Annotated in this window: 33 protein-coding genes, 1 other RNA gene and 1 riboswitch; of the genes, 23 read left to right on the forward strand and 11 right to left on the reverse strand. The window is 36.5% G+C overall.

From position 1 onward, the window contains the following. Positions 1 to 106 precede the first annotated feature (106 nt). Positions 107 to 1543: an MDR family MFS transporter gene (locus tag BMX40_RS01500; protein ID WP_090866127.1), complete on the forward strand. Its 1437-nt coding sequence runs from the start codon at positions 107 to 109 to the stop codon at positions 1541 to 1543. 58 nt (positions 1544 to 1601) lie between these two features. Here BMX40_RS01500 and BMX40_RS01505 read toward each other — a convergent pair whose 3' ends face one another. Then, the gene (locus BMX40_RS01505) at positions 1602 to 2636 is read right to left on the reverse strand and encodes a TDT family transporter (RefSeq protein ID WP_090866129.1); all 1035 of its coding nucleotides are present in this window, start codon (positions 2634 to 2636) and stop codon (positions 1602 to 1604) included. Between the two features lie 136 nt (positions 2637 to 2772). On the opposite strand from BMX40_RS01505, the gene BMX40_RS01510 reads away from it, so the two are divergent. Next, complete coding sequence (locus BMX40_RS01510; protein WP_090866131.1) at positions 2773 to 3546, forward strand: GNAT family N-acetyltransferase; 774 nt, start codon at positions 2773 to 2775, stop codon at positions 3544 to 3546. A 76-nt stretch (positions 3547 to 3622) separates the two neighbouring features. Here BMX40_RS01510 and BMX40_RS01515 read toward each other — a convergent pair whose 3' ends face one another. Beyond that, complete coding sequence (locus BMX40_RS01515) at positions 3623 to 4438, reverse strand: lipid II flippase Amj family protein (protein WP_090866133.1); 816 nt, start codon at positions 4436 to 4438, stop codon at positions 3623 to 3625. Positions 4439 to 4572: 134 nt separating this feature from the next. Here BMX40_RS01515 and BMX40_RS01520 point away from each other — a divergent pair, with 134 nt between their 5' ends. After that, a complete protein-coding gene (locus BMX40_RS01520; protein ID WP_090866134.1) occupies positions 4573 to 5031 on the forward strand; it encodes a GNAT family N-acetyltransferase in 459 nt (152 codons plus the stop codon). Positions 5032 to 5093: 62 nt separating this feature from the next. Here the strand turns inward: BMX40_RS01520 and BMX40_RS01525 are convergent, their stop codons facing one another. Then, positions 5094 to 5642 (reverse strand): GNAT family N-acetyltransferase, encoded by a 549-nt coding sequence (locus tag BMX40_RS01525; protein WP_090866136.1) that lies wholly within the window; start codon positions 5640 to 5642, stop codon positions 5094 to 5096. 197 nt (positions 5643 to 5839) lie between these two features. Here BMX40_RS01525 and BMX40_RS01535 point away from each other — a divergent pair, with 197 nt between their 5' ends. From BMX40_RS01535 to BMX40_RS01555, 5 genes are all read left to right on the forward strand, one after another. Continuing rightward, positions 5840 to 6310, forward strand: coding sequence for a hypothetical protein (locus BMX40_RS01535; RefSeq protein WP_090866141.1), 471 nt, complete (start codon positions 5840 to 5842; stop codon positions 6308 to 6310). Positions 6311 to 6325: 15 nt separating this feature from the next. Further along, positions 6326 to 6865 carry a GNAT family N-acetyltransferase gene (locus tag BMX40_RS01540; protein WP_090866143.1) on the forward strand — a complete coding sequence of 180 codons (540 nt, stop codon included), beginning with the start codon at positions 6326 to 6328 and terminating at the stop codon, positions 6863 to 6865. A gap of 35 nt (positions 6866 to 6900) precedes the next feature. Further along, positions 6901 to 7386 carry an HIT family protein gene (locus BMX40_RS01545; protein ID WP_090866145.1) on the forward strand — a complete coding sequence of 162 codons (486 nt, stop codon included), beginning with the start codon at positions 6901 to 6903 and terminating at the stop codon, positions 7384 to 7386. Between the two features lie 97 nt (positions 7387 to 7483). Then, positions 7484 to 7984 (forward strand): GNAT family N-acetyltransferase, encoded by a 501-nt coding sequence (locus tag BMX40_RS01550; RefSeq protein WP_090866147.1) that lies wholly within the window; start codon positions 7484 to 7486, stop codon positions 7982 to 7984. A gap of 192 nt (positions 7985 to 8176) precedes the next feature. Beyond that, complete coding sequence (locus BMX40_RS01555; protein WP_090866149.1) at positions 8177 to 8776, forward strand: short chain dehydrogenase; 600 nt, start codon at positions 8177 to 8179, stop codon at positions 8774 to 8776. Positions 8777 to 8955: 179 nt separating this feature from the next. On the opposite strand, the gene BMX40_RS01560 is transcribed toward BMX40_RS01555, so the two are convergent. The 4 genes from BMX40_RS01560 to BMX40_RS01575 all read right to left on the reverse strand — a co-directional run bounded on the left by BMX40_RS01560 (position 8956) and on the right by BMX40_RS01575 (position 13776). After that, positions 8956 to 9144, reverse strand: a complete 189-nt coding sequence (locus tag BMX40_RS01560) for a hypothetical protein (RefSeq protein WP_090866155.1) — start codon at positions 9142 to 9144, stop codon at positions 8956 to 8958. A gap of 828 nt (positions 9145 to 9972) precedes the next feature. Further along, positions 9973 to 11076 (reverse strand): 5-methyltetrahydropteroyltriglutamate--homocysteine S-methyltransferase, encoded by a 1104-nt coding sequence (locus tag BMX40_RS01565; protein WP_090866157.1) that lies wholly within the window; start codon positions 11074 to 11076, stop codon positions 9973 to 9975. 75 nt (positions 11077 to 11151) lie between these two features. Continuing rightward, positions 11152 to 11254: riboswitch (SAM riboswitch) on the reverse strand. A gap of 100 nt (positions 11255 to 11354) precedes the next feature. Further along, positions 11355 to 12911 (reverse strand): hypothetical protein, encoded by a 1557-nt coding sequence (locus tag BMX40_RS01570; RefSeq protein ID WP_244513308.1) that lies wholly within the window; start codon positions 12909 to 12911, stop codon positions 11355 to 11357. 70 nt (positions 12912 to 12981) lie between these two features. Further along, positions 12982 to 13776 carry an ABC transporter ATP-binding protein gene (locus BMX40_RS01575; protein WP_090866434.1) on the reverse strand — a complete coding sequence of 265 codons (795 nt, stop codon included), beginning with the start codon at positions 13774 to 13776 and terminating at the stop codon, positions 12982 to 12984. 135 nt (positions 13777 to 13911) lie between these two features. Here BMX40_RS01575 and BMX40_RS01580 point away from each other — a divergent pair, with 135 nt between their 5' ends. From BMX40_RS01580 to BMX40_RS01600, 5 genes are all read left to right on the forward strand, one after another. Then, a complete protein-coding gene (locus tag BMX40_RS01580) occupies positions 13912 to 14523 on the forward strand; it encodes a 3'-5' exonuclease (RefSeq protein ID WP_090866160.1) in 612 nt (203 codons plus the stop codon). A gap of 53 nt (positions 14524 to 14576) precedes the next feature. Then, on the forward strand, positions 14577 to 14795 hold the full coding sequence (locus BMX40_RS01585) for a YdbC family protein (protein WP_090866161.1): 219 nt from the start codon (positions 14577 to 14579) through the stop codon (positions 14793 to 14795). 352 nt (positions 14796 to 15147) lie between these two features. After that, complete coding sequence (locus BMX40_RS20065) at positions 15148 to 15381, forward strand: hypothetical protein (RefSeq protein ID WP_090866163.1); 234 nt, start codon at positions 15148 to 15150, stop codon at positions 15379 to 15381. A 185-nt stretch (positions 15382 to 15566) separates the two neighbouring features. Next, entirely contained in the window at positions 15567 to 16559 is a 993-nt protein-coding gene (gene sppA / locus BMX40_RS01595) for a signal peptide peptidase SppA (RefSeq protein WP_090866165.1), read from the forward strand. Between the two features lie 12 nt (positions 16560 to 16571). Beyond that, entirely contained in the window at positions 16572 to 17042 is a 471-nt protein-coding gene (locus BMX40_RS01600; RefSeq protein WP_244513309.1) for an RDD family protein, read from the forward strand. A 59-nt stretch (positions 17043 to 17101) separates the two neighbouring features. Here BMX40_RS01600 and BMX40_RS01605 read toward each other — a convergent pair whose 3' ends face one another. Then, positions 17102 to 17605, reverse strand: a complete 504-nt coding sequence (locus BMX40_RS01605; protein WP_090866169.1) for a spore coat protein — start codon at positions 17603 to 17605, stop codon at positions 17102 to 17104. A 379-nt stretch (positions 17606 to 17984) separates the two neighbouring features. After that, positions 17985 to 19226 (reverse strand): TraB/GumN family protein, encoded by a 1242-nt coding sequence (locus BMX40_RS01610; protein WP_090866171.1) that lies wholly within the window; start codon positions 19224 to 19226, stop codon positions 17985 to 17987. A 120-nt stretch (positions 19227 to 19346) separates the two neighbouring features. Here BMX40_RS01610 and BMX40_RS19905 point away from each other — a divergent pair, with 120 nt between their 5' ends. The 6 genes from BMX40_RS19905 (at position 19347) to BMX40_RS01635 (ending at position 23348) form a co-directional block, all read left to right on the forward strand. Next, complete coding sequence (locus tag BMX40_RS19905; protein WP_139177896.1) at positions 19347 to 19487, forward strand: small, acid-soluble spore protein L; 141 nt, start codon at positions 19347 to 19349, stop codon at positions 19485 to 19487. A 41-nt stretch (positions 19488 to 19528) separates the two neighbouring features. Further along, positions 19529 to 19762, forward strand: a complete 234-nt coding sequence (locus BMX40_RS01615) for a sporulation protein (RefSeq protein WP_483143695.1) — start codon at positions 19529 to 19531, stop codon at positions 19760 to 19762. Between the two features lie 83 nt (positions 19763 to 19845). Beyond that, a non-coding RNA gene (ssrS, locus tag BMX40_RS01620) (6S RNA) lies at positions 19846 to 20030 on the forward strand. Positions 20031 to 20295: 265 nt separating this feature from the next. Continuing rightward, positions 20296 to 20667 (forward strand): VOC family protein, encoded by a 372-nt coding sequence (locus BMX40_RS01625; RefSeq protein ID WP_090866173.1) that lies wholly within the window; start codon positions 20296 to 20298, stop codon positions 20665 to 20667. 84 nt (positions 20668 to 20751) lie between these two features. Continuing rightward, on the forward strand, positions 20752 to 21702 hold the full coding sequence (locus BMX40_RS01630; RefSeq protein WP_090866175.1) for an alpha/beta hydrolase: 951 nt from the start codon (positions 20752 to 20754) through the stop codon (positions 21700 to 21702). Positions 21703 to 21905: 203 nt separating this feature from the next. Then, the gene (locus BMX40_RS01635; protein WP_090866177.1) at positions 21906 to 23348 is read left to right on the forward strand and encodes an MDR family MFS transporter; all 1443 of its coding nucleotides are present in this window, start codon (positions 21906 to 21908) and stop codon (positions 23346 to 23348) included. Positions 23349 to 23426: 78 nt separating this feature from the next. Here the strand turns inward: BMX40_RS01635 and BMX40_RS01640 are convergent, their stop codons facing one another. After that, positions 23427 to 24005, reverse strand: a complete 579-nt coding sequence (locus BMX40_RS01640) for a nucleoside triphosphate pyrophosphatase (protein ID WP_170840634.1) — start codon at positions 24003 to 24005, stop codon at positions 23427 to 23429. A 123-nt stretch (positions 24006 to 24128) separates the two neighbouring features. On the opposite strand from BMX40_RS01640, the gene BMX40_RS01645 reads away from it, so the two are divergent. The 4 genes from BMX40_RS01645 (at position 24129) to BMX40_RS01660 (ending at position 26286) form a co-directional block, all read left to right on the forward strand. After that, positions 24129 to 24494, forward strand: coding sequence for a cytochrome-c oxidase (locus tag BMX40_RS01645; RefSeq protein ID WP_090866179.1), 366 nt, complete (start codon positions 24129 to 24131; stop codon positions 24492 to 24494). Positions 24495 to 24609: 115 nt separating this feature from the next. Continuing rightward, complete coding sequence (locus tag BMX40_RS01650; RefSeq protein ID WP_090866182.1) at positions 24610 to 25164, forward strand: GrpB family protein; 555 nt, start codon at positions 24610 to 24612, stop codon at positions 25162 to 25164. Continuing rightward, positions 25137 to 25418, forward strand: a complete 282-nt coding sequence (locus BMX40_RS01655) for a DUF4190 domain-containing protein (RefSeq protein WP_090866183.1) — start codon at positions 25137 to 25139, stop codon at positions 25416 to 25418. Before BMX40_RS01650 ends, BMX40_RS01655 begins: the two co-directional genes overlap by 28 nt. Before the next feature lie 16 nt (positions 25419 to 25434). Continuing rightward, positions 25435 to 26286 (forward strand): GNAT family N-acetyltransferase, encoded by an 852-nt coding sequence (locus tag BMX40_RS01660; protein ID WP_244513311.1) that lies wholly within the window; start codon positions 25435 to 25437, stop codon positions 26284 to 26286. Here BMX40_RS01660 and BMX40_RS01665 read toward each other — a convergent pair. Further along, positions 26276 to 26494: a hypothetical protein gene (locus tag BMX40_RS01665; protein WP_090866185.1), complete on the reverse strand. Its 219-nt coding sequence runs from the start codon at positions 26492 to 26494 to the stop codon at positions 26276 to 26278. The two genes, BMX40_RS01660 and BMX40_RS01665, sit on opposite strands and share 11 nt — an antisense overlap. Between the last annotated feature and the right edge of the window lie 79 nt (positions 26495 to 26573).

Below are 26573 nucleotides of genomic sequence, written 5' to 3' on the forward strand. Positions count from 1 at the left end.
ATTGTTATCACAAAAACTCACAATTTATATCATGATGAGTTGTTCATAAAAATAGGCATGTTGTGGTATCAATATAGTAACAGAAACAATAGAAAGAAGGAACAATATGGTTAAAAGTCACGTTCCTGATCAATCAGGAGATCCAACAACTATCAACAAAATCCCACTGATGGCAGTTTTACTTTCAGGAGCTTTTGTTGCAATTTTAAATCAAACACTTTTAGCCACTGCACTTCCGCATATTATGGACGACTTAGAGTTAACAGAAAATGTTGCTCAATGGCTTCAGTCTATTTTCATGTTAGTTAACGGGATAATGATTCCAATTACAGCCTTCTTAATCGGAAGGTTTACGACAAGAGGGTTATTCCTAACAGCGATGGGATTATTTGCTGTAGGTACTTTTGTTTGTGCAGTGTCACCAAGTTTTAGCATGTTATTAGTTGGTAGAATACTACAAGCATCTGGTGCTGGTATTATGATGCCATTAATGCAAACGATTATGTTTTTGATATTCCCTATTGAAAAACGCGGACAGGCGATGGGGATGTTTGGTCTAATTATATCCTTTGCACCAGCAATCGGGCCGACGTTATCAGGTTATTTAGTAGAACACTTCCCATGGAGAAGTTTGTTCTATGTTATTTTTCCAATTGTTGTGATTGATATTATTGTAGCTATTTTCATACTTAAAAATGTTACGAAGCGTACATTTCCAAAGCTTGATATTTTATCAATCATCTTATCCACATTAGGATTTGGTGGGTTATTGTATGCATTCAGTACAGCAGGTAGCAGTGGCTGGACGAGTATACATGTTGTTATTTCATTAATAATTGGGTCCGTTACGCTTACTTGGTTTATCTTAAGACAATTAAAGCTAGATGAACCGATTTTAGAATTCAGGATTTTTAAATACCCTGTATTTACACTAACAACCCTTTTAGGAATGGTTGTCTTTATTGCCATGATTGGTGGAGCAGTTATCTTGCCAATTTTAATGCAGAATATGTTAGGGTTTACTGCATTTCAATCTGGGCTTATGTTGTTGCCAGGGGCATTAGTAATGGGATTCATGAACCCAGTTACAGGAAAGTTATTTGATAAATTTGGGGCCAAATGGTTATCGATTATTGGGTTTACGATATTATCCATAACCACGTTCCTATTTACGATTATTAACGAAGAAACTACCTTTACGTATTTGGCTGTTGTGAATGCGTTCCGTATGCTTTCTGTGGCAATGGTAATGATGCCAGTGACAACGGCTGGTTTAAATATGCTGCCGACGAAATTACTACCACATGGCACAGCGATGAATAACACGATGCGGCAAATTGCAGGCGCAGTTGGTACAGCATTACTTGTATCAGTAATGACAACTGCTGCAATTCCAGAAGAAGGAATCCAAGGTGCAATACATGGTGTAAATGTATCCTTTATTGTAGCTGGAATCACTGCATTAATCGGATTAGTCATATCAATATTAATTAAATATAAGCAACCAGAAGATGAAGGAAAAGTTCAAACGACTGAATCATAAAAATGAAAAGACATAAGGCGAAAACCTTATGTCTTTTTCTTTTGACACTATCGTGTATTTACATTGCTTGTTTCTTAGGAATCACAATAGCCTTTTCATACTTTGCCTTCACCCACAAGCAAATCTCACCAGCTAGGAAAATCAAAACCACCCACGACCAAATATGCAAAAAAGCCTCCTGAAATCCATATAACGATTGCATATAGTTTGGGTTGGCATGCATCACCATTGTAAATGCATAGAACATACCAAACGTAAAGTTTCGAGACCATTGCGTAATGTGATACGTAAATAATCCATTTTTCCAGCCAATATGTCGTACCCGAAAATAAGCACGAATAATCTCTATCATTTCTACACCAATTAATATTGTAAGCACAGTAAGCCAATAAAACATGATGAAGGGAGCGCTAGTAAGCTGTGCTAATACCATAGCTAGCCCAGTTATGGATAATGCGCCATGAATAATACAATTTGTATTGGTCCAATCCTTTATCAATGTCCAATCGTTTCTTTTAAAATAACGATATCCAATGAAGAATAAGCTTACCGTATAAAAGATAACGCCAACTATGATAACGAAATGAATAAGCGGATCAGGCAATGCCACTAGCTCCATCCACATAATAAGAATAGATTGGGTAGCAACAGTTGATAACAAGAGCACGCCGTTTGGGGAGTGTTGGTTTAAATTCTTCCAGATACGATACAAGCTTTGTATGGCTCCAAACAGAAAAATGAAGAAAAGAATCGTATTTCCCAGTGCGATACAGTGAATGATAGGGTCGAGATTCGGAAAATATTTCATGGTTACATTACAACAAACAGATATACCTGCAACCCAAGTCCCCATAACAAAGAAATTTACAGGATTATTTAGTAGCAGAAGGAATTCCTGTTTCTCCATGAATTGCTTAAATAAGGACTGATAAATGAAAAATCCTACTATAAAAAGGAAAACGACAAGTAATTTACCTAGCACATCGTGAAGGAATGGAAATGCCTCAATGGAACCATATAAGAATATTCCAATAGCCATCACAATAGCACCAGCAGCTGGATTAATAGTTGTCATGTTATTATTTGACTTCATATGTAACACCTAATATTTTTAATATGTATGATTTTTTAGAATCTTTTCTGGAGAGCAACGTGTTATATTATCTAACGAAAAGGTATTAATTGCAAATGAGTTGTTTACAAAATATATTATTAAAGGTTTGATGTAAATGTTCGCTTTAGATGAGAGGGAGTTTCATCGTGTTATCCCATTATTAAGAGAATACAATCATACGTGCCCAACATTTGCTTATTCTGTTGCGGAAAAATTCATTTCAGGAATGATATATGTAGACGATATAAATAGACCTACAACTATATTAGTTAGTACAGAGAACCAGGTGCTTTTTATTGCTGGAAATGAATGGAATGGAGCATTTAATAAGCAACTAATGGAATTTTTATATCTCAATCAACGGTTTACTTTGTTTTCAGCAACAAAAGAATGGGATCATGTTTTTCATGATTATTTAAATGATCAGGTAACGCCTATGATGCGGTATAAATTTTCATTTCATCCGAAAAAGTATCCGCAACAGAAAAAGGAATTACCCCAAAACTTCCTTATAAAAGAGATAAATGAAGAGACAATTGAATTGACATCCCACTTTAACCAGAAGTACTACAACCAGTATTGGGGAAGTGTGGCCAATTTCTTAAATGATGGATTCGGATACTGTATGTTAGATAACGGAAGGATAATTAGTGAATGTACATCCATATTTAGAAGCACATCAATTGCTGAAATTGATATCGTAACGGAAAAGGAATATACAGGGAATGGTTTAGCGTACGTCTTAGGCCTGTATTTCATCAATAAATGTATAGAAGAAGGGCTAACACCTAGCTGGGATTGCGATGCCAATAATATTCCATCTATGAAACTAGCGAAAAAATTGGGGTTTGATCATGCCAAGGAATATTCAATTTTTTTAAAAAAATAGGTGGTTCATGCAAGTTTTTTTCGCTAGAATTTAGATTAGTAAGGAAACGTTTTTAATACATGATAATTGTTCTAGGTTAAGCAATCAACCCTGTAAACCAAGCGATATATTTAGCACCAGGTACAAATAATAATTGTGCGAGTAACGTTCCTAACAATCTAGAAGTAACCATCATAAGTGAGATACTTTTAAGCGTATGGTAGCTTCCTCTTTGATTAACAACATCGTCAGCTACAACGGAGATTTTTGGATCAATGAAAATGACTAAGAGTATTGTCGCTATTCCATTAATTAAGCCAGATGCCATAATTGCAGTTGAAGCTCTCTCAGGGGTTAATAATGCTGCATATAGTGCAGATAACACCCCAATCGTATATATAGCAGTTATAACCGTATTTACGAGTAGTAATTTGAGAGGGATATCTTTTATTTTTGTATCTCTCAAATAAGAAAATTTCGGTAAACTAAAATGCGTAATACCACGCTTTATGTACTGAAATTGAAATATTCTTTTGAATAAAGATGGGATGGACCCTCTCTCTTCAGATAGGTGAATGATTGCTCTTGAAAACAACGCTACAAAAGTAGGAAGTAATAGCATACCAAATACAGTACCAAGGCTCGATGCTCCTATTAAAAAGCGAAATTGTATCCCCACAAATTCTAATGTATTATGTGTCGGTGCTGTATCAATTAAACTACCGGTAAAAGGTTGTTGCATCATATTTGCTAATCTAGAAACTAGAACCATTACATTGAAAAGAGATAAAGCGGAAGCGATCAACTTTACTCTCGCACCAGACAATCGAACCGCATATGCAAGTGTTTCAATAGAATGGATGATAAAAATAAATAAAGCAATGAGTAGTAATTTTTCCGTAACAAATTCCATCTGTGTACCTTCTTTATATATCGTTATTATATATACATCGAATTTCTATGTATATTTTTATCATAATATTTTTACTGTAAATAATCAAACCCCATTTCTACATACTAAAATTTCTAAAAAGGGGAGTCTTGTTAGTGAAGTTAGAAACAAATAGATTGAAAATAGTTCCATGCAATTTTGAGGCAATAAGTGCGGTTCCAGCAATGAATTATGTAGCAGGCCCGCACATAAGTAGGTATTTTGAGCAATTGAGAGAAGATCCATCTCTTTTAGGGTGGGGTGTTTGGTATGTGGTTGAAAAAGAAAGTAATACCATAATTGGTGATATCGGATTTAAAGGAAAACCAGAAGTAGCGCAAACGGTTGAGGTTGGATATGGGATCGTTTCTTCGGCCCAAGGTTATGGGTACGCTACGGAGGCAGTAAAGGCAATTGTAAAATGGGCGTTTTCAACAGGAAAGGTTAATAAAATTGTCGCAGCATGTCATGAAGATAATATTTCCTCCATAAGAGTTCTAGAAAAGCTGAAAATGAAAAAGGTCGCCTTAGAGGATGACATGTGGAAATGGGAATTGCTAAAGTCAAATAGATAAAAGGAAAAGACAAGGTCAGTGAAACATAGGTTGTCTTGTCTTTTCAGGTTCCTCTGTATTTATTAAAGATCACTTATCCATTCTTCCTTCAACAATCCATAAATAACTCTGTCGTGATACACACCATTCAAAAATTCATCATTTCGTATTATTCCCTCTGTTTGGAAGCCTAGTTTTTCAGGAATTGCCCTACTCTTGTTATTGTTGGTTGCAACCTTTATTTCAACCTTATTCAAGTCCAGGTCATGAAAAGCATGGTTTATCATCATCTTAGCAGCTTGTAATGCCAACCCTTTGCCCTTAAAATCATCACCAAGCCAATACCCTATTTCTGTTTTCCCTATCTTCCAATCAATATAAAGGTAACCAACTGACCCGGCAAGTTCTTCTTTATACCAAATCCCTGCCCAATAGCCATTGTGTTCGGAAAGTCTTGTTAAGGATTTTTCTATAAATAAGGCTGAATCCTCAACACAATTTGTTTTCTGTGGAAAGTTGAGCCATTGGGAAATACTATCACGACTTTTATCTACGATCTGAAACAAATCATTTGCGTGCCTTGGTTCTAAAATGGCAAGGTATGTATTTTGATTTATTAATGCTTTGTACATTTGATTCCTCCGACTTTACTGTATTACATGTAAAAATTTTTACTAAAGTGAAATTTTCCATAGACTTACCATCTATTCTATCATATGAATTGCATTTTTCGGAAAATTCATTACATCCATTGCTGTTTGTGTTACCATTTGATTTAGAAGAATTACGAAAGTTAGCAGTCAGCAATACAAGAAAGGATAGTCTATAAATGGAATATAAAAGCTACCTTAAAATAAATGTGAAAATACTAGTCTATCACTTTTGTTTGGTGGTGCTCGGTACTGGGATTATTGGGGTTAATTGGAATGGACCTGTAATAAATGAGACGATGTTACTAACATTTATAGTAATGTTATTCCTCCATTTTGTTGTTGGATTTTTGCTAAGGAATAATCATTCTTGGTTTGTTAATGCAATTTCTGTTTCATTCGTATTGATTATTAATCTGGTTATGTACTTTTACAGCCTCCTTTTTAGTAGTGAACTCCCATCTCTTGTGAACGTTTTAGTCATTATTTTTAAGTTTCCTTTCTTGTATATATTAGGATGGCAGGATATCAATTACCCATTATTAGCAGCAGTTCTTCCTTGTCTATTTCTTTGGTTAGGGTTGGAAACTAGATCAATCGTTCATCGATTAAGCAAAAGGAAAGAATCTAACTCTAGAAATTCAAAATAATAGGAGATATTTTTTATGGAAGAAAATATAGAAATTGTCCGCTTTACTTGTAATGATCCTTCTCTTGATGATATTGCAAAAATCTACTGCAGGACGTTTGTGGGAGAGTACTACTCAGATGCAGAAAAATACAGCGCGATTGAAAACCTAAAAAAGCATGCAAATTATCATGGCTTTAAAGGATTAAAAGCTATCAATGAGGCAGGTATGATTGTAGGTTTTACATATGGATACACAAGCTTACCAGAACAATTTTACCGGAGAAAACTTGCCAGCCAGTTATCGAAAGAAGAAATTAATACCTGGCTTTCAAGTTGTTTTGAATTTGTTGAATTAGCTGTCATTCCTAGCTATAAACGCTTAGGAATTGGTAGTAGATTACACGACGATTTGCTAGAGAATCTCCATCATACTACTTCTATATTAACAACAGATATTGATAATGTCCCTGCAATTAACTTATATAAAACGAAAGGTTGGCAAGTGATTAAAAGCCATTCCCCAGTTATCTCAATAAATAACCTACAAGTAATTATGGGAAAAGGAATTAATTGATGACGGGCTTTGGAGAGTTGGGAGGGAGAAGGTAATTGAGAGAAGTAACTTTGTCGAGTGGTGAAACAGTAGAAGTTGAGTGCCTGAGTTGCGCAATTACGAATGGTTGGATTGAGCCCGAGGGTGGAGTAGTATACGAGACAGATTATTTTCATGCGCATCAAGATGTTGCATATCCAGTAAGAGGATTATTTATCATAGCCTCTAAACGTCACATTAAATCCTTTGATGAACTAACAGAGAAAGAGAGAATTGATTATGTCAATGTTCTAGCAAAAATAAGAAAGACGCAGAGGGATACATTAGGTATTGAATATGTATATTATTTTTACAATGAAGATACGACACATCATTTTCATACCTGGATGGTTCCACGATACGATTGGATGTATGAATTTGTTCGTTCCATTGAATCGGTACGTCCTGTTTTATTTCATGCACGGAATAACATGAACCATAAAGAGAATATGGAAGAAGTGAAAGATGCGATTGATTTACTAAAAAAGGAGTTAAATAAATAAGAAGTGACGGATCTTTTAGAAAACATATAAGTATCATAAGTTGATAAATAGAGATTATTATTTGGTTAAGTAATGATGGAGAAGAGGGGGAATACGAATGAAAGTTAGAAGGTTAAATGAAAACGATGTTAAGCAGTATCATAAAATTAGACTAGAGGCTTTGAAAAATAGCCCCGAAGCTTTTTCGTCCAGCTATCAAGAGGAAATAGAAAAGCCTATTGAAGTCTATCGAAGTAGACTAGCTTCAACTGAAGGCTCTATTACGTTTGGTTACGAAGACAATGATCAAGTTTGTGGTGTCATAACGGTCGTAAAAGAAAACAAAGCAAAACTCAACCATAGAGTCATGATTGTATCTACCTATGTCATTCCTGAAAAAAGAGGCCAGGGTATTGGTAAAGTTCTGGTTCAAGAGGCAATTCAACAAGCGAAAAGGTTAGATGGGATTGAACAGGTTTATTTAACAGTGGCTAATAACAACGAAAAAGCCAAGAAATTATATCGTTACTTTGGTTTCGAATTGTTTGGAACGGAAAAAAAAGCGTTAAAGTTTGAAAATAAATATTTTGATATAGATCATATGGTTTTGTATTTTTAAAGTTCGATGAGAGTATAGGCTTAATAAATAGCGCAGAAAAAGCTGCACAAAGGATAAGATACTTCATTTTAATATTGTATATGTTTCTTTAATTTTTCCTAGCAAATAAATGGCATATGCGTAACGGTGAATGGATATGTTTTTATATAAGGGATTTATAATTATGATACTTCCTAAAGGAGTTGTTTTGCGATGAAAGTACTTCTCATCGGTGCAAGTGGAACGATTGGTAAGGCAATTGCAAATGAATTAGAGAAAGAACACGAGATTATACGTGCAGGAAGAAATGGAGCAGATGTTTCCGTTGATAATACGTCCGTCGAGAGTATAAAAAACATGTATCAGCAAGTAGGCAAAGTGGATGCGGTAGTAAATGCAGCAGGTGGGGCAAATTTTGCATCTGTTTCTGAATTAACGCCAGAGTTAAACGAAAAAGGTATTGAAAGCAAGCTGAAAGGGCAAATAAATCTTGTCTTATTAGGGTTGGATTATGTAAATGATGGGGGGAGCTTCACCTTAACAACAGGTGTTATGATGGATGATCCAATTCCATTAGGATCATCTGCTGCCATGGCCAATGGAGGTGTTAAGGCATTTGTAAAAGCATCATCAATTGAAATGCCACGTGGGATTCGTATAAATAGTGTTAGTCCTAACATTGTTCAAGAATCATGGTCTCGGTTAGGGAAGTTTTTTGCAGGCTTTGATCCCGTACCAGTTGAGCGCGTTGCCCGGGCATATAAAAAGAGTGTTGATGGAGGACAGACAGGTCAAAATTATGAAGTATACTAACTCCCCAGAAAAATCCAGTATCATTTTACTGGAGTCCGTGATATAATAAATTTTGCGATGAGCTGATTTGTGTAAGTCGAAGAATATGCAATCTTGTGTGTGAACCACATGTTTCTTCGCCACAAATACGTAGGAGACGCCTTTTTTAGAAGGCGTCTTTTTATATATTTAGAGAAATACTAGGTTTGCCTCGAATCGTCCCTAACAGGGATATCATCCTCTTTTTTTCTAAGTTTATTAAGTTTATTAATCCACACTTTTATTCTCCATTCTTTCTTTCCATAGGCTATTCGTTTTTCAAAATAATAAATGAGTTCTTCGATAATGATTAATAGAACCATTATGCCAATAATCCAATATAACCACATAACGTATTCTCCTTTTGAAAATTGCTACACTAGCTATTATATACTAAAATATACCATTCATTACGTGGAATACAAGGAAAGTTTATTATCTTCTGAAAAAAGATTAGAATTTCGCTTGGGTTAATCAACGTTTGGGCTGAAAGAATCGACGTTCAGAAGCGAAAATCAACGTTCGGACCCAAAGAATCAACGTTCAAAAGCAGAAATCAACGCTCGGGGCGAAAGAATCAACGTTCAAAAGCAGAAATCAACGCTCCGACCGAAAGAATCAACGTTCAAAAACAAAAATCAACGCTCCGACCGAAAGATTAACGTTCAAAAGCGTAAATCAACGCTCAGACTGAAAGAATCAACGTTCAAAAGCGTAAATCAACGCTCGGACCAAAAGAATCAACGTTCAGAAGCAGAAATCAACGCTCGGACCGAAAGAATCAACGTTCAAAAGCAGAAATCAACGCTCCGGCCGAAAGAATCGACATTCAGAAGCGAAAATCAACGCTCGGACCGAAAGAATCAACCTTCAAAAGTAGAAATCAACGCTCGGGGCGAAAGAATCAACGCTCCAACCGAAAGAATCAACGTTCAGAAGCGTAAATCAACGCTCAGACTGAAAGAATCAACGTTCAAAAGCAGAAATCAACGCTCCAACCCAAAGAATCAACGTTCAAAAACAAAAATCAACGCTCGGACCCAAAGAATCAACGTTCAAAAGTAGAAATTAACGTTCAGCCAAATGTATCAACGCCCACCCCAACAAAAAACCTTCAGAGCCAATTAAATAGCTTGTGAAGGCAAACTACCTCACAAGCTAATAAAAAAACACAATATTTAATTCCATACCTCGTTCGCGATATCTACGACAAATTTTAGTTTTGCCCATTGTTCGTCTTCTGTTAGTTTATTCCCGTGGTGGGTTGATGCAAATCCACATTGTGGGCTTAAACATAATTGTTCTAAAGGAATATAGGTTGCTGCTTCGTTAATTCTTGCCTTAATAGATTCTTTATCCTCCAACTCGCCATTTTTCGATGTAATAAGGCCGAGAACCACACGTGGTCCATCTTCTGGAATATGCTGTAATGGCTCGAATGTTCCAGATCGTTCATCATCGTATTCTAAAAAGAATCCATCTACATTTTCTTTTGCTAATAATGTTGGGGCAATGAGGTTATAACTTCCTTCAAATGCCCAGGTAGATTGGTAGTTTCCTCGACAAAGATGTGTTGTGACAATTAAATCTTCTGGTTTATTTGCTAACGCTCCGTTTGCTACGCGTAATGCTAAGTCGATTAAGTAGTCTCTGGAATAGCTGCCATCGTTAAAAGGGATTTTTGGAGACGATAGACCAGCGATATAGACATCATCTAGCTGCAAATAACGAACACCTACATCATAGAAGGCTTGAATAGCATCTTGATAGGTTTGAATAATATCATTCGCGTATTCTTCAATATCTGTGTAAACCTCTGGGTTAAAGATGCCTTTATTGAATAATTGATTTGGACTTGGAATTGTTTGTTTCGCTATCGCGCGCCCATCAACAATCTCATTTAACTTAATAAAGTCTTGCAGGAACGGATGGTTTTTATTGAACGATATTTTACCGGTGTTTCGAACATCGTATTTTTCGGTTTCCACTCCTTCAAATAGATAACCTTGATCCGGTACATATCCTTCTACACCGTTTAAATGCTCCATAAAGTCCAGGTGAAACCAGGTACGTCGGAATTCACCATCGGTAACAACTTCCAAGCCAATTTCAATTTGTTTATCAACCACGCGCTTAATTTCTTCATTTTCTACTTTTCTTAGGTCGGCAGCTGAAATCTTACCTTCTTTATAGTCTTTTCTTGCCTTATGTAAGGTATCTGGTCGAAGTAAACTTCCTACGTGATCAGCTCGAAATGGTGCTTTTGTTAATGTTTTTGTCATCATACATTTCCCCTTTTTTATATAGTAAAAAACCTCTTCTTGGATAAGAAGAGGTTGGAGTTATACCGTTCGCTCTTCTTATCTTCAAGCATGTAACGCTTCTGGAATTAGCACAGTACTTTTGCAGTCTGTTGCTGAGGTTTCAAAGGGCCAGTCCCTCCACCTCTCTTGATAAGAAATGTTTTTACTATGAATTTGTAATTACTAACATACACCTCTACGAAATGATTGTCAATCATTTTTTAAAATTCTTATATTGATTGTGTTATTGGTGGAATTCATTCTACCGTCTTTTTAAATATCCATTTCCAGGTGAAAAACGTTATAGCCAGCAGAATTACAAGATAAATCAAGACTCCAAAAGTAAATTTCATGGCAAGAAAATGTCCGAAGAAAAAGAACCCTACAACGATCAATAACAAGAAGGTCTTCATCGATTCTCCACCCTGTTGTCCAGTTTCAAAGGGCTCTGAAAAAGGGTACTTGTTATGAGTCATGATTCGGTAACTAATCAAGGTATGCAATATTCCAGTAACCAACATAACCGCCAAATCTGGAACGATTCGTACAGAAAAAATCCCAATGTAAATGATAGACAATAAAAGAAACAATGGAACGTATAATTTTGCTAATACCGCTTTTAATGTAGCACTGTAAACGAGCGATTGCGTTTGAATTGGTGACGTTTGAAAGATCCATGCGCCCTTATACTTTCCGGAAAACCGAAGCATGAAAACTACAATTCCAATCATCACATTACAAAAGTACATGGTGAGATGCATGTTGCTTTGTTGCAATTCGCTAAATGATCCAGTGCTAATAAAATTGAATAAAAAGATAAATGGGAAAACAAATGCGATTCCTAATGAGGGGTATACCCTTAACTTAAAGTCTCTTTCCCGTGCAAGCATGATCGAAGCAAAACGGAAAAACTGTTTTTCCTCCTTCGAGGTACAGATTAATTTTTCCCAAATCGTATTTAGTAGTAAGCGTTTCTTTTTATTACTTCCGTTATTTTCCATCAGTTTTTGTAAATTTCGTTCGAATGATGGCATTAGCTTGTAATACAACATAATCGATAGGAGTGGACCAATAAGTGCTAAAACGGATAGTAGAATTATCGGACCCGAATGATTTCCGTTTAATAACAACTCAAATGGTGCACCAAACCATATTGGTGGAATAAATAAATGCCACCAGCTAAACTCATAAACAAAGTTTAAGTCCACAAATTCAAAAGAACGAACGACAATTTGATAGCCAATAATAATTCCAACAGACAAAAGGATCTGTACGTAATTAATGATATCCTTCAATTTCTCTCCACTGAAAAATTGCAGAATAAAGATGTACACCAATGCTGTTAGCGTCATGATGAACATTAACAATAATAGAATCGCTACAATAAATAAAAGAAAGAAGGCAATTCCTTGTACGCCCAAAATAAAAGCAGAAGGAATTCCGATAAATGCACCCGTTAACAATGCCATGTAAATCATAACATGAACTATTTTTGCCGCATTAATTGTCCTTGTATGGACTGGCTTTGTATTTAAAATTGTTTTATCTCTGACATCTAATAGAACAGTTGAAAAGTCCGATATCATTGATGTCATCAGAATAAACATTGCTATACCAAATATAATGCTTACGAGAAAAATATAGTTATCACCTAGGGAAACAAAGGGAATGATAACAAGTCCATATAGGGCATAAACAAGTAATGATTTTAGATATTGATTGCCTTTCTCTTTATTCTTAGACATATTTGATGCAAAGATCGTAGGGATACGCCGTTGATCCATCGTTAACTTAATTTGTAGTATTTTTCGCATGGTTTCATAATCGATTTGGAATAGCCGAAATAATGGCCGAAAGAAATCAAGGAATTTTAACGAATAGAACTCATTCACGGCCTTCACCATCCGTTACGATATCGACAAATTGTTGTGCCGTTTGTTTATAATCATCAAATCCAGTCAATTGGTTAAAGATTCCCTCCAAGGAACCTTGCTTGTTTTGTTCTTGTAGTGCTTCAAACGTTCCATCTGCTGCAATTTCTCCATCAATCAATAAGACGATTCGGTTACTTATTTTCTCAACGACATCCATAATATGAGAAGAATAGAATATGGTTTTACCTTGTGCAACTAATTGCTCCAGAATGTCTTTGATAACCATCACACTATTGGCATCCAATCCACTTAATGGTTCGTCTAGAAAAATTAAATCAGGGTTATGTAATAAGCTTGAGATGATCAAAATCTTTTGGCGCATCCCTTTGGAAAACGACGCGATTCGGTTATGGAAGACATCTTCCATTTGGAATTGAAGGATTAAATTTTCAGCTTTTTCTTCAGCATCATGGCGGTCCATGCCATATAATTCCCCGATGAATGTTAGATACTCGCAAGCTGTTAGGTTATCGTATAGTTCAGCGTTCTCTGGTACATAGCCGATTTTTCGTTTATAAGAATAATCACTTGCTGCAATATCCTCCCCGAAAACTTCAACAGTACCTTGATAGTCTTCAATCAACCCTAACAAGATTTTTAGCGTTGTACTCTTACCTGCACCATTGGGACCGATGTAACCAATGATTTCCCCACGATGGACGTCTAGATTAATACCATTAAGTACAACGTTGTTCGAATAACGCATCGTAACATTTTTTAATGACAGTATTGGTTCATCATGAATTGTAATCACCTTCTATTGTATTTTCTATTAACATATCAATCTGTTTCATCGTTTGCAACAACAAATTTTAGTAGGGCTGTCACTCGACAGATATGTTATGATAGATGAAAAGATTCGTAAAAGGAATGGATATAATTGAAGTTTATTTCGATAGATTTTGAAACAGCCAATGAAAAACGATTCAGCCCATGTGCCGTGGGGATCGTTGTAGCAGATGAGACAGGAATACGAGATGAATATTATAGCTTAATCCATCCAAAAATGTACTTTAGTTCTTTTAATACACGGATTCACGGGATTACCGAAGCAGATGTCAAAGACGCTCCGACGTTTACGGAAGTATGGCCGACAATACATCAGTATTTGGCTAATAATCTAGCGATTGCTCATAATGCTAGCTTTGATATGAGTGTTATTCGGCAGACGTTGGATTATGTCCAATTGGATTACCCTGAATTGGATTATCTATGCACAGCCAATATTGCCAAACGGGTTTGGCCAGATTTAATGAATCATAAGCTCAATACACTTGCAGCTCATCATGGGATAACTTTTGATCACCACCATGCACTTGAAGATGCCCGCGTTGCAGCGAAAGTCTTTCAAAAAGCATTGGAGACTTATGAAACGGATTCCGTTGATACATTTTTGGAAAGGTGCAACATGACAAAAGGGAGAATTTTTGATCGTGGATATTATCCACCAAAAGCAAAGCGTAAGAAGAAGAGTAAGAAAATATACGTATGATAGAATCGGATGCGTTTGTTTTCCTATAAAAGGTATAGAAAGGAAGGATAGAGATGGCTGAGATTAAATATGAAATCATCGAAACAATCGCTGTTTTGTCCGAGTCACCTAAAGGGTGGACGAAGGAATTGAATTTAGTTAGCTGGAATGGACGGGAGCCAAAATATGATCTAAGAGACTGGGCTCCAGACCATGAAAAAATGGGAAAAGGGATTACTCTTTCTCAGGAAGACGTAAAAAATTTAAAAGCTGCATTAGAGAACGTGAAGTAGTTCGACTTTGAACATGTAAATATAATCATAAGGTAACAGAACAAGTCAATTAACATACCATCGAAGAATGCTCAGGGAATTTTTGAACCTTGAGCATTTTTTTATTGATTATATGAAATTTCATACATTAATTTTTACCACTTAAACTTGAAATGAAGTGACTTATGTAATAAATCAACGATGTAAATGTATGGTTGCTATAGTAGAAACAGAAAGGAGCAACGGGATGAAATTAAACATTGAGATTAGTGACAAGTACGATGAAACCTCGATTTCGATTCATGCAAAAGAATGGACAAAAGAGCTTGAAGAATTGGTTAAAAAGCTAGAACAGTAAGACCCCAAGCGTATAGTGGGATTTGATGAAGAGAAGTCGATTCTTCTTTCCTGGCATGTGGAAATTAATACTTTTCCGAAAATCCTACAACATATCGGGGAATGGTTACCATCCTTCCACTTTGGTAGTGGTGCTTGGAACATTATTCAAGGAAATTCTCCAGATTTGAAAAATTACCTAATCCTACTAGGTTATCTAGTTGTTTTTATACTGGTTGCAACCTATATCAGAGGAAAACAGGAAAATTGAGTAAATAACATTTTTGACAGTGTATCCCTAGGATAAAACTTCTCCAATTCTTTCATTACTGAAAGCATAATTCTACGATGTCTAACCAATAATGGTGGATACGGATTTCTAAATAGAGATATGAATGGAATTAGTGTATCATGATTGTGTAGGATTATATTATGGAAGAATTTGGAGGAGATAGCATGAATGCAAAGCGTTGGTTTGCGCTTCTTGCTGCAGTCGTACTGTTTGTCGTATCCATTGGTTTTCAGCTAATTAGTAGCTTTGCAACGGCAAACTTTGAGCAAATGTTTGCTCTAGAGGACAAGAAATTTGATGAAGAAGTAATCGAAGAAGGTGTAGGTAATAAGATTGTTGTACTCCATTTAGATGGTGTTATTCAAGATACAGCACCAAGTACGTTAATTAATACAACTTCTTATAATCATAAACGCTTCTTAGAAATGCTAGACGAAGCTGGAAAAGATACTAGTGTAGATGGAATTATTTTGCGAGTTAATACACCTGGTGGGGGTGTAGTAGAAAGTGCGGAAATCCACGATAAAATTGTAGAGGTACAGGAGGAGCATGAAAAACCTATTTACGTGTCGATGGGTAATACGGCAGCTTCTGGTGGATATTACATATCAGCTCCAGCCGATAAGGTTGTTGCGCACCCTGCAACGTTAACTGGTTCAATTGGCGTAATTATGGAAGGGTACGATCTTTCTGGATTAGCAGAGGATTTAGGAATTGACTTTAACACGATTAAGAGTGGCGAGTATAAAGATATTATGTCATTTTCTAGAGAAATGACAGATGATGAACGAGACATTTTACAATCGATGGTTGACGATATGTACGCTGACTTTGTTCAAGTTATCGTTGACGGAAGAGGGATGTCGGAGTCATCGGTTCGAGAATTGGGAGATGGCCGTGTTTATACGGGAAAACAAGCACAAGAAAATGGTCTAGTGGATGAATTAGGTTCCATGGATGATACAATTGCAATGATGAAGGAAGACCAAGGTTGGGAGGATGCCCAAGTAGTTACATATAATAATGCTCTTGGTTTTGAGCAATTCCTAGGAATGTCTATGCAAAGTGTGTTTGGGGAAAACACGGAAATGCATCATATGATGGAAGTTATAAGGGAATCCAATGCACCACGTGCAATGTATTTATATTCTAATTAAGGAGGTGCCTGTATGAGTGAAATGAATGAAAATAATATGGCCGTAATTCCATCCGACCCATCCCATCGATATGCAGGATTTTGGATGCGGGTTTGGGCGTATATCATTGACTTAGTTGTCGTTTTTAGTATTAATGGTATCCTCCTTGTACCATTTAAATTTATTAATGATGGTACCGTTATCGATATTGGATTCTGGACATTGACGGGAATCATTGGAGCGGTGATTTTCTATTTATACTTCCTATTAATGACAAGGAGATTTGGGCAAACCATTGGAAAAATGATCCTTGGGATTAAGGTGATCCGAGAGGACAATCAGGCACTGCAATGGAGTGACTTAGTCTTTCGAGAAGTAGTCGGTAGGTTTATTCATCGAGTCTTTTGGTTCCTCAGTCTACTTTATATCGTTGTTGGATTTACAAGAGAGAAACAGGGGCTACATGATATGATTGGCAACACCCGAGTGGTATTTGATGATTAATCTATGGGTATGAGGACACACAGAGGGGATAAATCCTTCTGTGTGTCTTATTATTGTTCTCAATAATCCATTTTTAGTGCTTTATTCGCTAAGTTCATGTCATTTTCTAATAACTTTTTCATATCATAGGCAGGGTAAAGCCCATTTTGGTACATAAAATTAAACACATTCGCATGCGTTCGTATGGCTTTTTGTAAGTGTTTAGCTAATGTTTCACGGACCTCGGGTGTTGCCGTTTCTGTAATGGCAATCGCGTAATTTCGAACCGAGGTTTTCGCTAAAGCTAATAAATCCCCAGCATAAAATCCCTTGTCTAGATCCTTCATGTCGCGGTCGATGTCTTCCCGTGGTGCAAGTGAATAAAATTTTAATAAATCGTTAATATTTGCTTCTAGATCTTTGATCGTTTGCAGATATAATCCTCGCAGTTTATTGTCGTGAACTTCACGAACTGCCTTTTTTAATTTCATTAGTCCTATTGATTGAAATGCAACTAACTCATGTATTTCAAGTGTTTCATGCCAAGCAAGATGACGAGGCTGTCTGTTTTCTATTGCATCCATTATAATCCTCCCAAATATATTAGTCATTTTCACTATATTCGGATGACAATTTTTAGGTACTTGTTCATTTGAAAATAGGCTGTAATCACAAAGAAAGTGGGGGTGGGGAGTTGTAAAAGAGGATAGCTTGTTATGGTACTCTAGATCATAACTAGTAGAACTTAATTTCTTAACTGATAGAAAAAAATCCACTTCAAAGACGAAGTGGATCGTGGTTCCGCAATATGAAGCAGGAGCAAAATCATGTTGCAGTTAAGGTGGATTCTATGCATAATTCAGTAATCACAAAATATCGAAAACGAAAATCCGAGCAATGGAATTTAAATTACCACTCGGATTTCCTTAAGGCTATCATTCATTTTTCTTACTCTTTCCTTCTTTAATGCACACGCTCAACCTCATATCCTGCTTCTTCTAAAATAGAACGAACATGTGGCTCCATTAGTAAATGTAAGCTTCCAACAATTACAAAATAAGTATCTCCGCTATCTTCTTCAAGGAAGTCTTCGATTGTTTCTGCCATCCCGTAATTACGTTCATCGTTCAATGCTTCCATAAATGCTTGTTCTTCCTCACTTACTTCAGCACCTTCCTCTGTTAACGATTCAAGTAGAAGTTCTTCATCTCCCTCTTTATAAAGGTCAAACATTTCTTGCATTTGGGTGTCAAATTCTTCTAAATCAATCAAGGCCTCTTCCAACATCTCGATTTGGTATTCTGGTGATGTTTCTGCAAAAATACGTAACTGTTCTTCGACGGTTTCGAGTCCAATTACTTCTTTCCCATCCTCGTCAGCTCTGGTAAGAAAATATTCATCAACACCCTGTATATAGCCAAGTTGTTGCATCATGAGTTGTTGGATGGTTGAAGAAAGAAACCATGGCTTATAATTTTTTAGCATATCTATCGGCATACCAAGTTCTTTAAGCGTGGAATCCAATTTTTCATATAAATCGGATGGAATATGATCTTCAATTGTTGTTCCATCTTGATATACAGCTAATTCCATCGTGGTTCCTTGAACTTCCATTGGATTTAAATTGACTAAGTCAATCTCTGGAACAATAACATCAGCCTCTGCATAAGCTTTCTCAATTTCTTCATTGAGTGGATAAAAGTCTTCTGTAGCGGTATGTATCGTTCCTTGTAGGTAAACCACTGTCTCACCATTTTCAACTTTCCACAAAAACCCACCAGGACCATTTGGAGTACCTAGTACCTCTACTGCTAATTTTGTAATGACCTCGACGTCTTGATCAGAAAGTTCGCCAAGGAATTCAGCGGTTTCATCATAAGGATTACCAGCAATCGTAACCTTTTGGAGACTCTCCATATCTTCAAGCACGGTAAAGTCGCTTATATTATTATTTTGAAGATAGAGAACTTCAACAGCGTCCAAGTGTTCCAGGCCATCAAGATCCTTTAATTCTAATCCAGAAAGGTCAAGTTCGGTAATCTCATCTAGATCTTCTGCAAAAATTTCTCCTTCTTCCTTATCAATTTCAACACGAATGGATTCTTCTATTGTTTCATTTGAAAAGGAAATTGTTTCCTCTGATTGGCAGCCAATCATAACAACTGCCATTACGATCAAAAATAAATGATAAAGCGTACGTTTCATTCCATCATCTCCTATTTAGATCTAACTCATATACCAAAAAACACCATTAATACCATTATAATTATTTACAAGGATAAAAGGAAATGATTTTGAAATAATAATAAATGGAGGTGGAATTTAATGAGTAAAAAGAACAATAATTGGAGTAAGAAGCGAGATACAACAAGTGTTAATCCACAAGGCTTATCGGAAGATGTAGAAGATCAACAGCCAAGATCACAACTTGAGCAACGCTCGAAAAAGAAAAACACCAAAATATAAGAAAGCGTACAAAGTAGGTGAACATCATCGATCAGACATTATTGTATTTGCGAGAATCGCTGGCAAACTACAGTGAAAATGACCTATGTAAAGGAATATATGAAAAACTTGAAGCAAATCAGTACGAAAGCGAAGAAGAATTTGTGCAAAATCTGTCAGACAAAGAGATGGCTTATTTAGATTCTTTAGTAGAGAGAGAATTGAATTACGCAAAAAATGTTGGTGATGAAACAAGGGTTGATGAATTAACTGAGGTATATGAACTACTTTTTTAAAATATGATAGGTTAAAATTCTTATTTTCCATTACTGGATGGAATTAACATTGATAAATGAATGTCTACGTAGTAATATATAAATACAAGCTACGATGTTCGTATTAAATTAAGTTTTAACCTCTAATGAGATAATAGGGAGTTTTACATTGAAACTCTAATGCCGTGCCGCCATAGAGCGGAAGGCAGGAAGGTTTCTGCAAACACCCACTTAGTGAAGTGGTGGTTTAAAACTTTTTATTTGAAAATACGGCATAGGTGGCTACTCAAATAAGTAAATGGCAGACCAACTTCCCTTGGAAGTTGGTCTTTAATTTTGCAATAATGACAGAGCGTAATTTCCCCGTTCTATAAATGAGCGTGCCGACATAAATGCAGCGACCAATCCTTCATAAGATCCCCAGTAATCGAAGAATCACTTTATGTACGAGGCGATAAGCATAATGATTCACTTTTGATTATAAATTTCTATTATTCATTTTCGTCTGAAACATATATGATAAAGGTAACAATGAACGAGATGGGGGATTTGAGATGATGTTTCATTATGAAAAATTAGACCATGTTCAATTAGCAGCACCAAGAGGAGAAGAAGAAAAAGCGCGTACCTTTTATCAAGAGGTTTTAGGGTTTGATGAGGTTGAGAAGCCCGTTTCCTTACAAAAAAATGGAGGAGTGTGGTTTCAAGCTGGGGCTGTCCAACTACATATCGGAGTTGATGAGCCATTTACACCTGCTAAAAAAGCGCACCCGGCGATCCAAGTAAAGAATATCGAAAAAATGAAGCGGCACTTGGATGAACTTGAAATAAATTATCAAGTCGATAGTAAATTACCAGGTGCAAACCGTTTCTATATCCATGATCCGTTTGGAAATCGGTTGGAATTTTTGGAATGGATACAATAGAATAAACGCTTTCATAGACGCCCGAATTTGGTATGCTGTGATAAAATAGTTGAATATGAATATCATTTAGAATTGGGTGGAGTTATGAAAAAAAGAATATTACTAGGAACTGGAATAATAGTAGGTATTATTATCATAGGTATGATATTTGCAGGAAACTATTTTTACAATGAAGGAATTAAACGTGGTACAGAAGTAGAGTTACATCGTGAATCAGATACTGTTAATGTAATGGCCACAACGGAGGAGCAATCGATCATTAACGAGGCGATAGACTGGTATAATAATCAGGAGCCTGAAGTGTTGGAAATGACTTCGTATGACCAATTGGTGTTAAAAGCAGACTATATTGAGAATGAAGAAAGTAATGGCAAAGCTGTTATACTAGCTCATGGTTATCGAGGACATCGACAGCAAATGGATGATCTGGTGAAATTTTATTATGACCAAGGGTTCTCCATTTTGATGCCGGATGCTAGAGGTCATGGGGAGAGTGAAGGGGATTATATAGGTTATGGATGGCATGATCGATTGGACTACCTTGATTGGATTGATATGCTAGTAAAAGAGTATGGAGCAAAAGACATTATGCTACATGGAAATTCCATGGGGGCATCCCTTGTTCTTATGGTGAGCGGGGAGGATTTACCGAAGGAAGTAAAAGGGATTGTAGCTGATAGTGGGTATACAACTGTGAAAGAAGAACTGAGTCACCAGTTAAAGCACTTGTATAATCTTCCTCCGTTTCCGTTACTGGATATTACTAGTGTGATTACTAAGGTTCGAGCTGGATATACATTTGGGGAAGCATCTGCCATCGATCAGGTAAAGAAGAATACACTTCCGCTATATATTATCCATGGTGATGCGGATGAACTTGTCCCAACAGAAATGGCTCACCGTATCTATGAAGCTGCAGGTGGAACCAAGGAATTGTGGATTGTACCTGATGCAGGTCATACCAAAGCCTATACTGTAGCAACAGAAGAATTTCAAGATCGAATACGTGGATTTATTGATGACATATTCAATTAAAGAAGAAATTTCCCCCCCTGTTCTTACGGGCAGGGGATTTTACTGTCTTATCAGTAGTAGCAGGTTTATTCGTAATACGTTCCATTATCGTATCTCTGAACAAATGTTGTGAAAAAACATAAAAATTTTTATGTTTTCTAAAAACCAAGTGGTATAATAAAGTCTTGATGACTATTTTATATTAAACAGCGTTCGTGAAGGAGATGAAAGTTTTGAAGCAGGATCAGACAGAAGATATTCAACAAATGAGAAAGTTCCCGATCGTTGCTGTATTATTACCTGGCGCTTTTCTAGCTATTTTAAACCAAACGTTATTAGCACCTGCAATACCAGTACTAATGGATGAGTTACATATAACGGAGAACACGGCACAATGGGTTATGACGATATTTATGCTCGTAAACGGAATTATGATCCCAATCACTGCATTTCTAATCGAGACATTTACAACGAGAAGGCTTTTTTTATTTGCCATGACTGTATTTGCAGTAGGGACAGTTATTTGTGCGATTTCACCAAATTTTGGTTTGTTAATGGTTGGTCGGATAATTCAAGCAGCAGGTGCTGGAATTATGATGCCACTAATGATGACGGTCTTTCTTCTCATCTTTCCGATTGAAAAAAGAGGAACAGCAATGGGAACAGTAGGCTTAGTCATTGGCTTTGCACCGGCAATTGGTCCAACATTATCCGGATGGTTATTAGAACAGTATTCCTGGAGAGTATTATTTTATATTGTTTTACCATTGGTGCTCATTGATATCGTAATCGCATATTTTGTGATGAAAAATGTAACAATGAGAACTTTTCCAAAGGTTGATGTGCTATCCATTATTTTATCTACTTTTGGTTTCGGTGGATTATTGTATGGATTTAGTAGTGCAGGAAACTACGGTTGGTCGAGTGTAGCGGTAATTAGTTCGATCCTAATTGGCGTAATATCACTAACGATCTTTATTAGGAGACAATTTACACTGAAACAACCCATACTGGAGTTTCGAGTTTTTAAAAATAAAACATTCCGTATTACAACCGTCATCGGAATGATCGCCTTCTTAGGGTTGATTGCAGCAGAAACCATTTTGCCGATTTACATGCAAAATATGGCGGGATACACACCTCTAGACACGGGGCTAGTACTCATGCCTGGAGCGTTGCTGATGGGGCTGATGTCACCGATTAATGGAAGAATTTTTGATCGGTTTGGAGCACGCTGGTTGGTGATTATCGGATTAACCTTACTAACGGTTACATCCTTCTTATACACACAGTTGACAGCATCCACCTCCTTAACCTATCTAGCTGTGGTATTTGCAGTGCGGATGCTCGGAGTATCGATGGTAATGATGCCAGCAACAACAGCTGGATTGAATCAATTGCCAAATCGATTAATTCCCCATGGAACAGCTATGAATAATACAATGAGGCAAGTTGCAGCATCGATTGGTACCGGCATCTTAGTGACTGTCATGACAAGTGCAGCACTTGCTACAGGTACAGAGGCGACAGTTGGAGATGAAATTCATGGTGTAAATGTCTCTTTCTATGTAGCGACCTTTTTATCCTTAGCTGGGCTTGTCCTCGCCTTTTTTATTAAAGGAACAACACCAGCGGAAGAACGAGCAGCAATGGTCGATGATCAGTAACGAAAATATTTCATCATGCCACCTTTTCACTATTACAGTCGAATTAATCGTAGGAGAGGGTGGCATTTTTGCTTTGGTTTAATTTTTTACCTCAGGGTGAATGGAAAAATCTCTTAGGTCCCGAACAACTGTTGATAAGGGGAGACCAACGACATTAAAATAATCACCTTTGATTTTTTTCACAAACATTGCTCCGATCTGTTGAATTCCATAACCGCCTGCTTTATCATACGGTTCGGTCGTCGAAAGATACCAATTCATTTCCTGCTCCGTTAAATTCCAAAATTCAACCTCTGTCTTTTCAACCCTAATGACATGGTGTTCCGATGATCGAATCATATAACCGGTATAAACCGCATGGGTATTCCCACATAACGTCGAAAGCATGTTATAGGCATCCTCTTGATTTTTTGGTTTTTCGAAAATCTGTTGCTTGTACGATACAACCGTATCTGCACTAAGGATAACTTCATTCTCTTTTAAAAGAGAAACATTTTCCCCTTTCGATTTCGCTAGTTGTTGTACTTTTTCCACGGGATCACTGGTACGAATGAGTGACTCATCGAAAGTTTGTTTTCGAATGGTAAAGGGAATATTTACTTGGTTTAATAGTTCTTGTCTTCTTGGGGAAGAAGAGGCTAGAATTAAACTTTTCATCAGTATATCTCCTCCGTTATATATCCACATATATTCCTATCTTTATTAAAGTTTTTCCAAAAATTAGTCCTTAATAACTGTCCCTTCTCATATACTATTTACAAAAAAATGAGGAGAGGTTAGATGGGGAATACGTTGATAAAAATTGCGATTTGGTATTTTTTAATTGGTGTAACACTAGGTCTCTACATGTCCATGGCACATAATTATAATTTAACAGGTGTTCATGTTCATGTGAACTTACTAGGTTGGGTTTCTCTAGCAATCACTGGAATACTTTATAATCTATATCCGAAGCTTGCGCAAACAACGTCAGCAAAAGTTCATTTTTGGCTTCATAATCTAGGGTTACCTGTAATGATGGGGGCATTAACGCTAGTTATTTTAGGAGCTGGAGAAATCTTTTTAACATTTGTTGCGATAGGTGGAATTGTGACGGTGCTAGGCATTTTCTTCTTTGGTTATAATGTATTGAAACACATAGATTAATAGCTACTGGAGGCCCTTTGAAAGCAAAAGGGCTTTTGTTCTTTAGAAGGAAAATCCGCTAACTATGTCGAAATATTAGAATTACAGAATGTTCTAGGATGAAGGGGGATTTTAGGTGAGAAAAGTAGAGGTAGTGCCATATCAGCCAGCATGGAAAAACGAGTATCTGAAAGAAGCAGAAAAACTAAACGGTATATTTACTTCTCAAGTTATTTCGATTCACCATATTGGTAGTACATCCATTCCAAACCTTAGCGCCAAACCAATTATTGATATCTTGATCGTAGTGAAAGATCTATCCGTTGTGGATGATTATAACATTGAAATGGAGAATCTAGGATACCGTTGCCGTGGAGAAAATGGGATTGTAAACCGAAGATATTTTAGTAAGGGTGGTGATGATCGGACACATCATGTTCACGTTTTTGAGCAAGGGAATCCAGAAATTAACCGTCATCTTGCTTTTCGTGATTACATGATTCATCTTCCAAAGGAAGCAGTTCGGTATGGCCAATTAAAAGAGGAGCTAGCAAGGAAAATTCCTAATGATATCGATCAATATATTGCGGGAAAACATGATTATATCCAAGTGATTGATAAAAAAGCGGAAGCGTGGAAAGATGCAGAGGGGGAGAAACTGACATGCAAGAAACAAATGGAAAAGCGATAGCAGGATTAACTTTGGGAATTCTATCCGTTATTCTTCCGTATATAGGAGTTGTATTAGGGATTATTGGAATTGTTATCGCGAATAAAGGGATAAAGGAAATCGGTGAAACGGCAGGGAATGGGCGTGGAATAGCAATCGCTGGCCGGGTTTGTAGTATCGTCGGTATATGCATTCAATCCCTGCTAATTGCTTTTGCGATACTAGCATTCATTTTGTTTATGAGTGTTGATACGACTTATATTTCCGAGTTTTAATTAGGGGGAGAAATTTTTGGAAATATGTGATGAACGGTATACCAAAAGAATGATGCGTGTTTTTCAATTAGCGATAAAGGAACAACATAATACCGGTAGTACTATGTTACGAGAAGAACATCTATTTCTCGGGTTCCTCCAGGAAAAAACCGGAGCCCTTGGAGAAGTTGCATTGAGAGTTACGATTGATGAAGAAGGTTTAAGAAATTTAGTTACAAACAGACAAGATGAGGGAGTAGTCTATTATGCACCGTTACATGCTACGATAGATGAAAACCTGTTGGCCGTAATTGAAACGGCTAAAAAGTATATGAAACATTACAACCAAAACATAATCAATGAAGGACATATCTTAAGGGCATTGTTGTCTACATCTGTGATAAATGAATACGTAACGGAAGGGCAGAAGGATATGTTCATAGATTTAGGAACAACGGCTAGGGATATGATCACACATCTAGGGGGTTATGAGTTTCCAAGTAATCTATTCAAACAAATTCGGAAAGCTAAAATTTCGGACAAGGATAATCTGCTGCGATTTATAGAAGAAGAATTTTCCAAGGAATGGATGAATACGATAAGGAGCGCTTTCGAGAATCAAGAGCAGCATTCTATTTATATTGCATTGGACAATAAGGGTAATATCATTGGTTTTGCGGGATACGATGTTTTTGAACGAAAGAAGGGTTATTTTGACCCAATGGGGGTTGCTAAATCCAACCGAATAAAAGGAGTCGGGTATTCCTTGCTGCACCACTGCTTGAACGACATGAAAGAAATCGGCTATGAATATGCCATTATTGGAGGAGCAGGACCGATAGAATTTTATGAGAAGTCTTGTCAGGCAGTTGTCATACCTAGAGCATAAATCGTATGGAACATGGGTTATGTAAGATAACATTGATATAGGTAAGAAAAGAATAAATTGTTATACATAGAATTAAGGTTAATATTCCAACCATATACCAAGAAAAGAAGTGCTTTTTATCCTTCCATATTGTCTGTATAAAAACGATGATCGTCATGATTAAAACAATAGCTCCTATGATTGGTAAAAGCAATAATAGAATATTCATTGGGACGTTCCCCTAAGCAAATTCGAAGGTTATTTTAATTTTAACATATAGAGATTTTTTTAGAATTTATATGTGAGGA

The sequence above is a fragment of the Oceanobacillus limi genome (assembly GCF_900111445.1).
GTDB lineage: Bacteria > Bacillota > Bacilli > Bacillales > Amphibacillaceae > Ornithinibacillus > Ornithinibacillus limi.

Excerpts from the sequence above, each read along its gene's own strand:
- BMX40_RS01500 (WP_090866127.1), top strand. The coding sequence starts at position 107 with ATGGTTAAAAGTCACGTTCCTGATCAATCAGGAGATCCAACAACTATC.
- BMX40_RS01505 (WP_090866129.1), bottom strand. The coding sequence starts at position 2,636 with ATGAAGTCAAATAATAACATGACAACTATTAATCCAGCTGCTGGTGCT.
- BMX40_RS01510 (WP_090866131.1), top strand. The coding sequence starts at position 2,773 with ATGTTCGCTTTAGATGAGAGGGAGTTTCATCGTGTTATCCCATTATTA.
- BMX40_RS01515 (WP_090866133.1), bottom strand. The coding sequence starts at position 4,438 with ATGGAATTTGTTACGGAAAAATTACTACTCATTGCTTTATTTATTTTT.
- BMX40_RS01525 (WP_090866136.1), bottom strand. The coding sequence starts at position 5,642 with ATGTACAAAGCATTAATAAATCAAAATACATACCTTGCCATTTTAGAA.
- BMX40_RS01535 (WP_090866141.1), top strand. The coding sequence starts at position 5,840 with ATGGAATATAAAAGCTACCTTAAAATAAATGTGAAAATACTAGTCTAT.
- BMX40_RS01540 (WP_090866143.1), top strand. The coding sequence starts at position 6,326 with ATGGAAGAAAATATAGAAATTGTCCGCTTTACTTGTAATGATCCTTCT.
- BMX40_RS01550 (WP_090866147.1), top strand. The coding sequence starts at position 7,484 with ATGAAAGTTAGAAGGTTAAATGAAAACGATGTTAAGCAGTATCATAAA.
- BMX40_RS01555 (WP_090866149.1), top strand. The coding sequence starts at position 8,177 with ATGAAAGTACTTCTCATCGGTGCAAGTGGAACGATTGGTAAGGCAATT.
- BMX40_RS01560 (WP_090866155.1), bottom strand. The coding sequence starts at position 9,144 with ATGTGGTTATATTGGATTATTGGCATAATGGTTCTATTAATCATTATC.
- BMX40_RS01565 (WP_090866157.1), bottom strand. The coding sequence starts at position 11,076 with ATGACAAAAACATTAACAAAAGCACCATTTCGAGCTGATCACGTAGGA.
- BMX40_RS01570 (WP_244513308.1), bottom strand. The coding sequence starts at position 12,911 with ATGCGAAAAATACTACAAATTAAGTTAACGATGGATCAACGGCGTATC.
- BMX40_RS01585 (WP_090866161.1), top strand. The coding sequence starts at position 14,577 with ATGGCTGAGATTAAATATGAAATCATCGAAACAATCGCTGTTTTGTCC.
- sppA (WP_090866165.1), top strand. The coding sequence starts at position 15,567 with ATGAATGCAAAGCGTTGGTTTGCGCTTCTTGCTGCAGTCGTACTGTTT.
- BMX40_RS01600 (WP_244513309.1), top strand. The coding sequence starts at position 16,572 with ATGAGTGAAATGAATGAAAATAATATGGCCGTAATTCCATCCGACCCA.
- BMX40_RS01605 (WP_090866169.1), bottom strand. The coding sequence starts at position 17,605 with ATGGATGCAATAGAAAACAGACAGCCTCGTCATCTTGCTTGGCATGAA.
- BMX40_RS01610 (WP_090866171.1), bottom strand. The coding sequence starts at position 19,226 with ATGAAACGTACGCTTTATCATTTATTTTTGATCGTAATGGCAGTTGTT.
- BMX40_RS19905 (WP_139177896.1), top strand. The coding sequence starts at position 19,347 with ATGAGTAAAAAGAACAATAATTGGAGTAAGAAGCGAGATACAACAAGT.
- BMX40_RS01625 (WP_090866173.1), top strand. The coding sequence starts at position 20,296 with ATGATGTTTCATTATGAAAAATTAGACCATGTTCAATTAGCAGCACCA.
- BMX40_RS01630 (WP_090866175.1), top strand. The coding sequence starts at position 20,752 with ATGAAAAAAAGAATATTACTAGGAACTGGAATAATAGTAGGTATTATT.
- BMX40_RS01635 (WP_090866177.1), top strand. The coding sequence starts at position 21,906 with ATGAAAGTTTTGAAGCAGGATCAGACAGAAGATATTCAACAAATGAGA.
- BMX40_RS01640 (WP_170840634.1), bottom strand. The coding sequence starts at position 24,005 with ATGAAAAGTTTAATTCTAGCCTCTTCTTCCCCAAGAAGACAAGAACTA.
- BMX40_RS01645 (WP_090866179.1), top strand. The coding sequence starts at position 24,129 with ATGGGGAATACGTTGATAAAAATTGCGATTTGGTATTTTTTAATTGGT.
- BMX40_RS01655 (WP_090866183.1), top strand. The coding sequence starts at position 25,137 with ATGCAAGAAACAAATGGAAAAGCGATAGCAGGATTAACTTTGGGAATT.
- BMX40_RS01665 (WP_090866185.1), bottom strand. The coding sequence starts at position 26,494 with ATGAATATTCTATTATTGCTTTTACCAATCATAGGAGCTATTGTTTTA.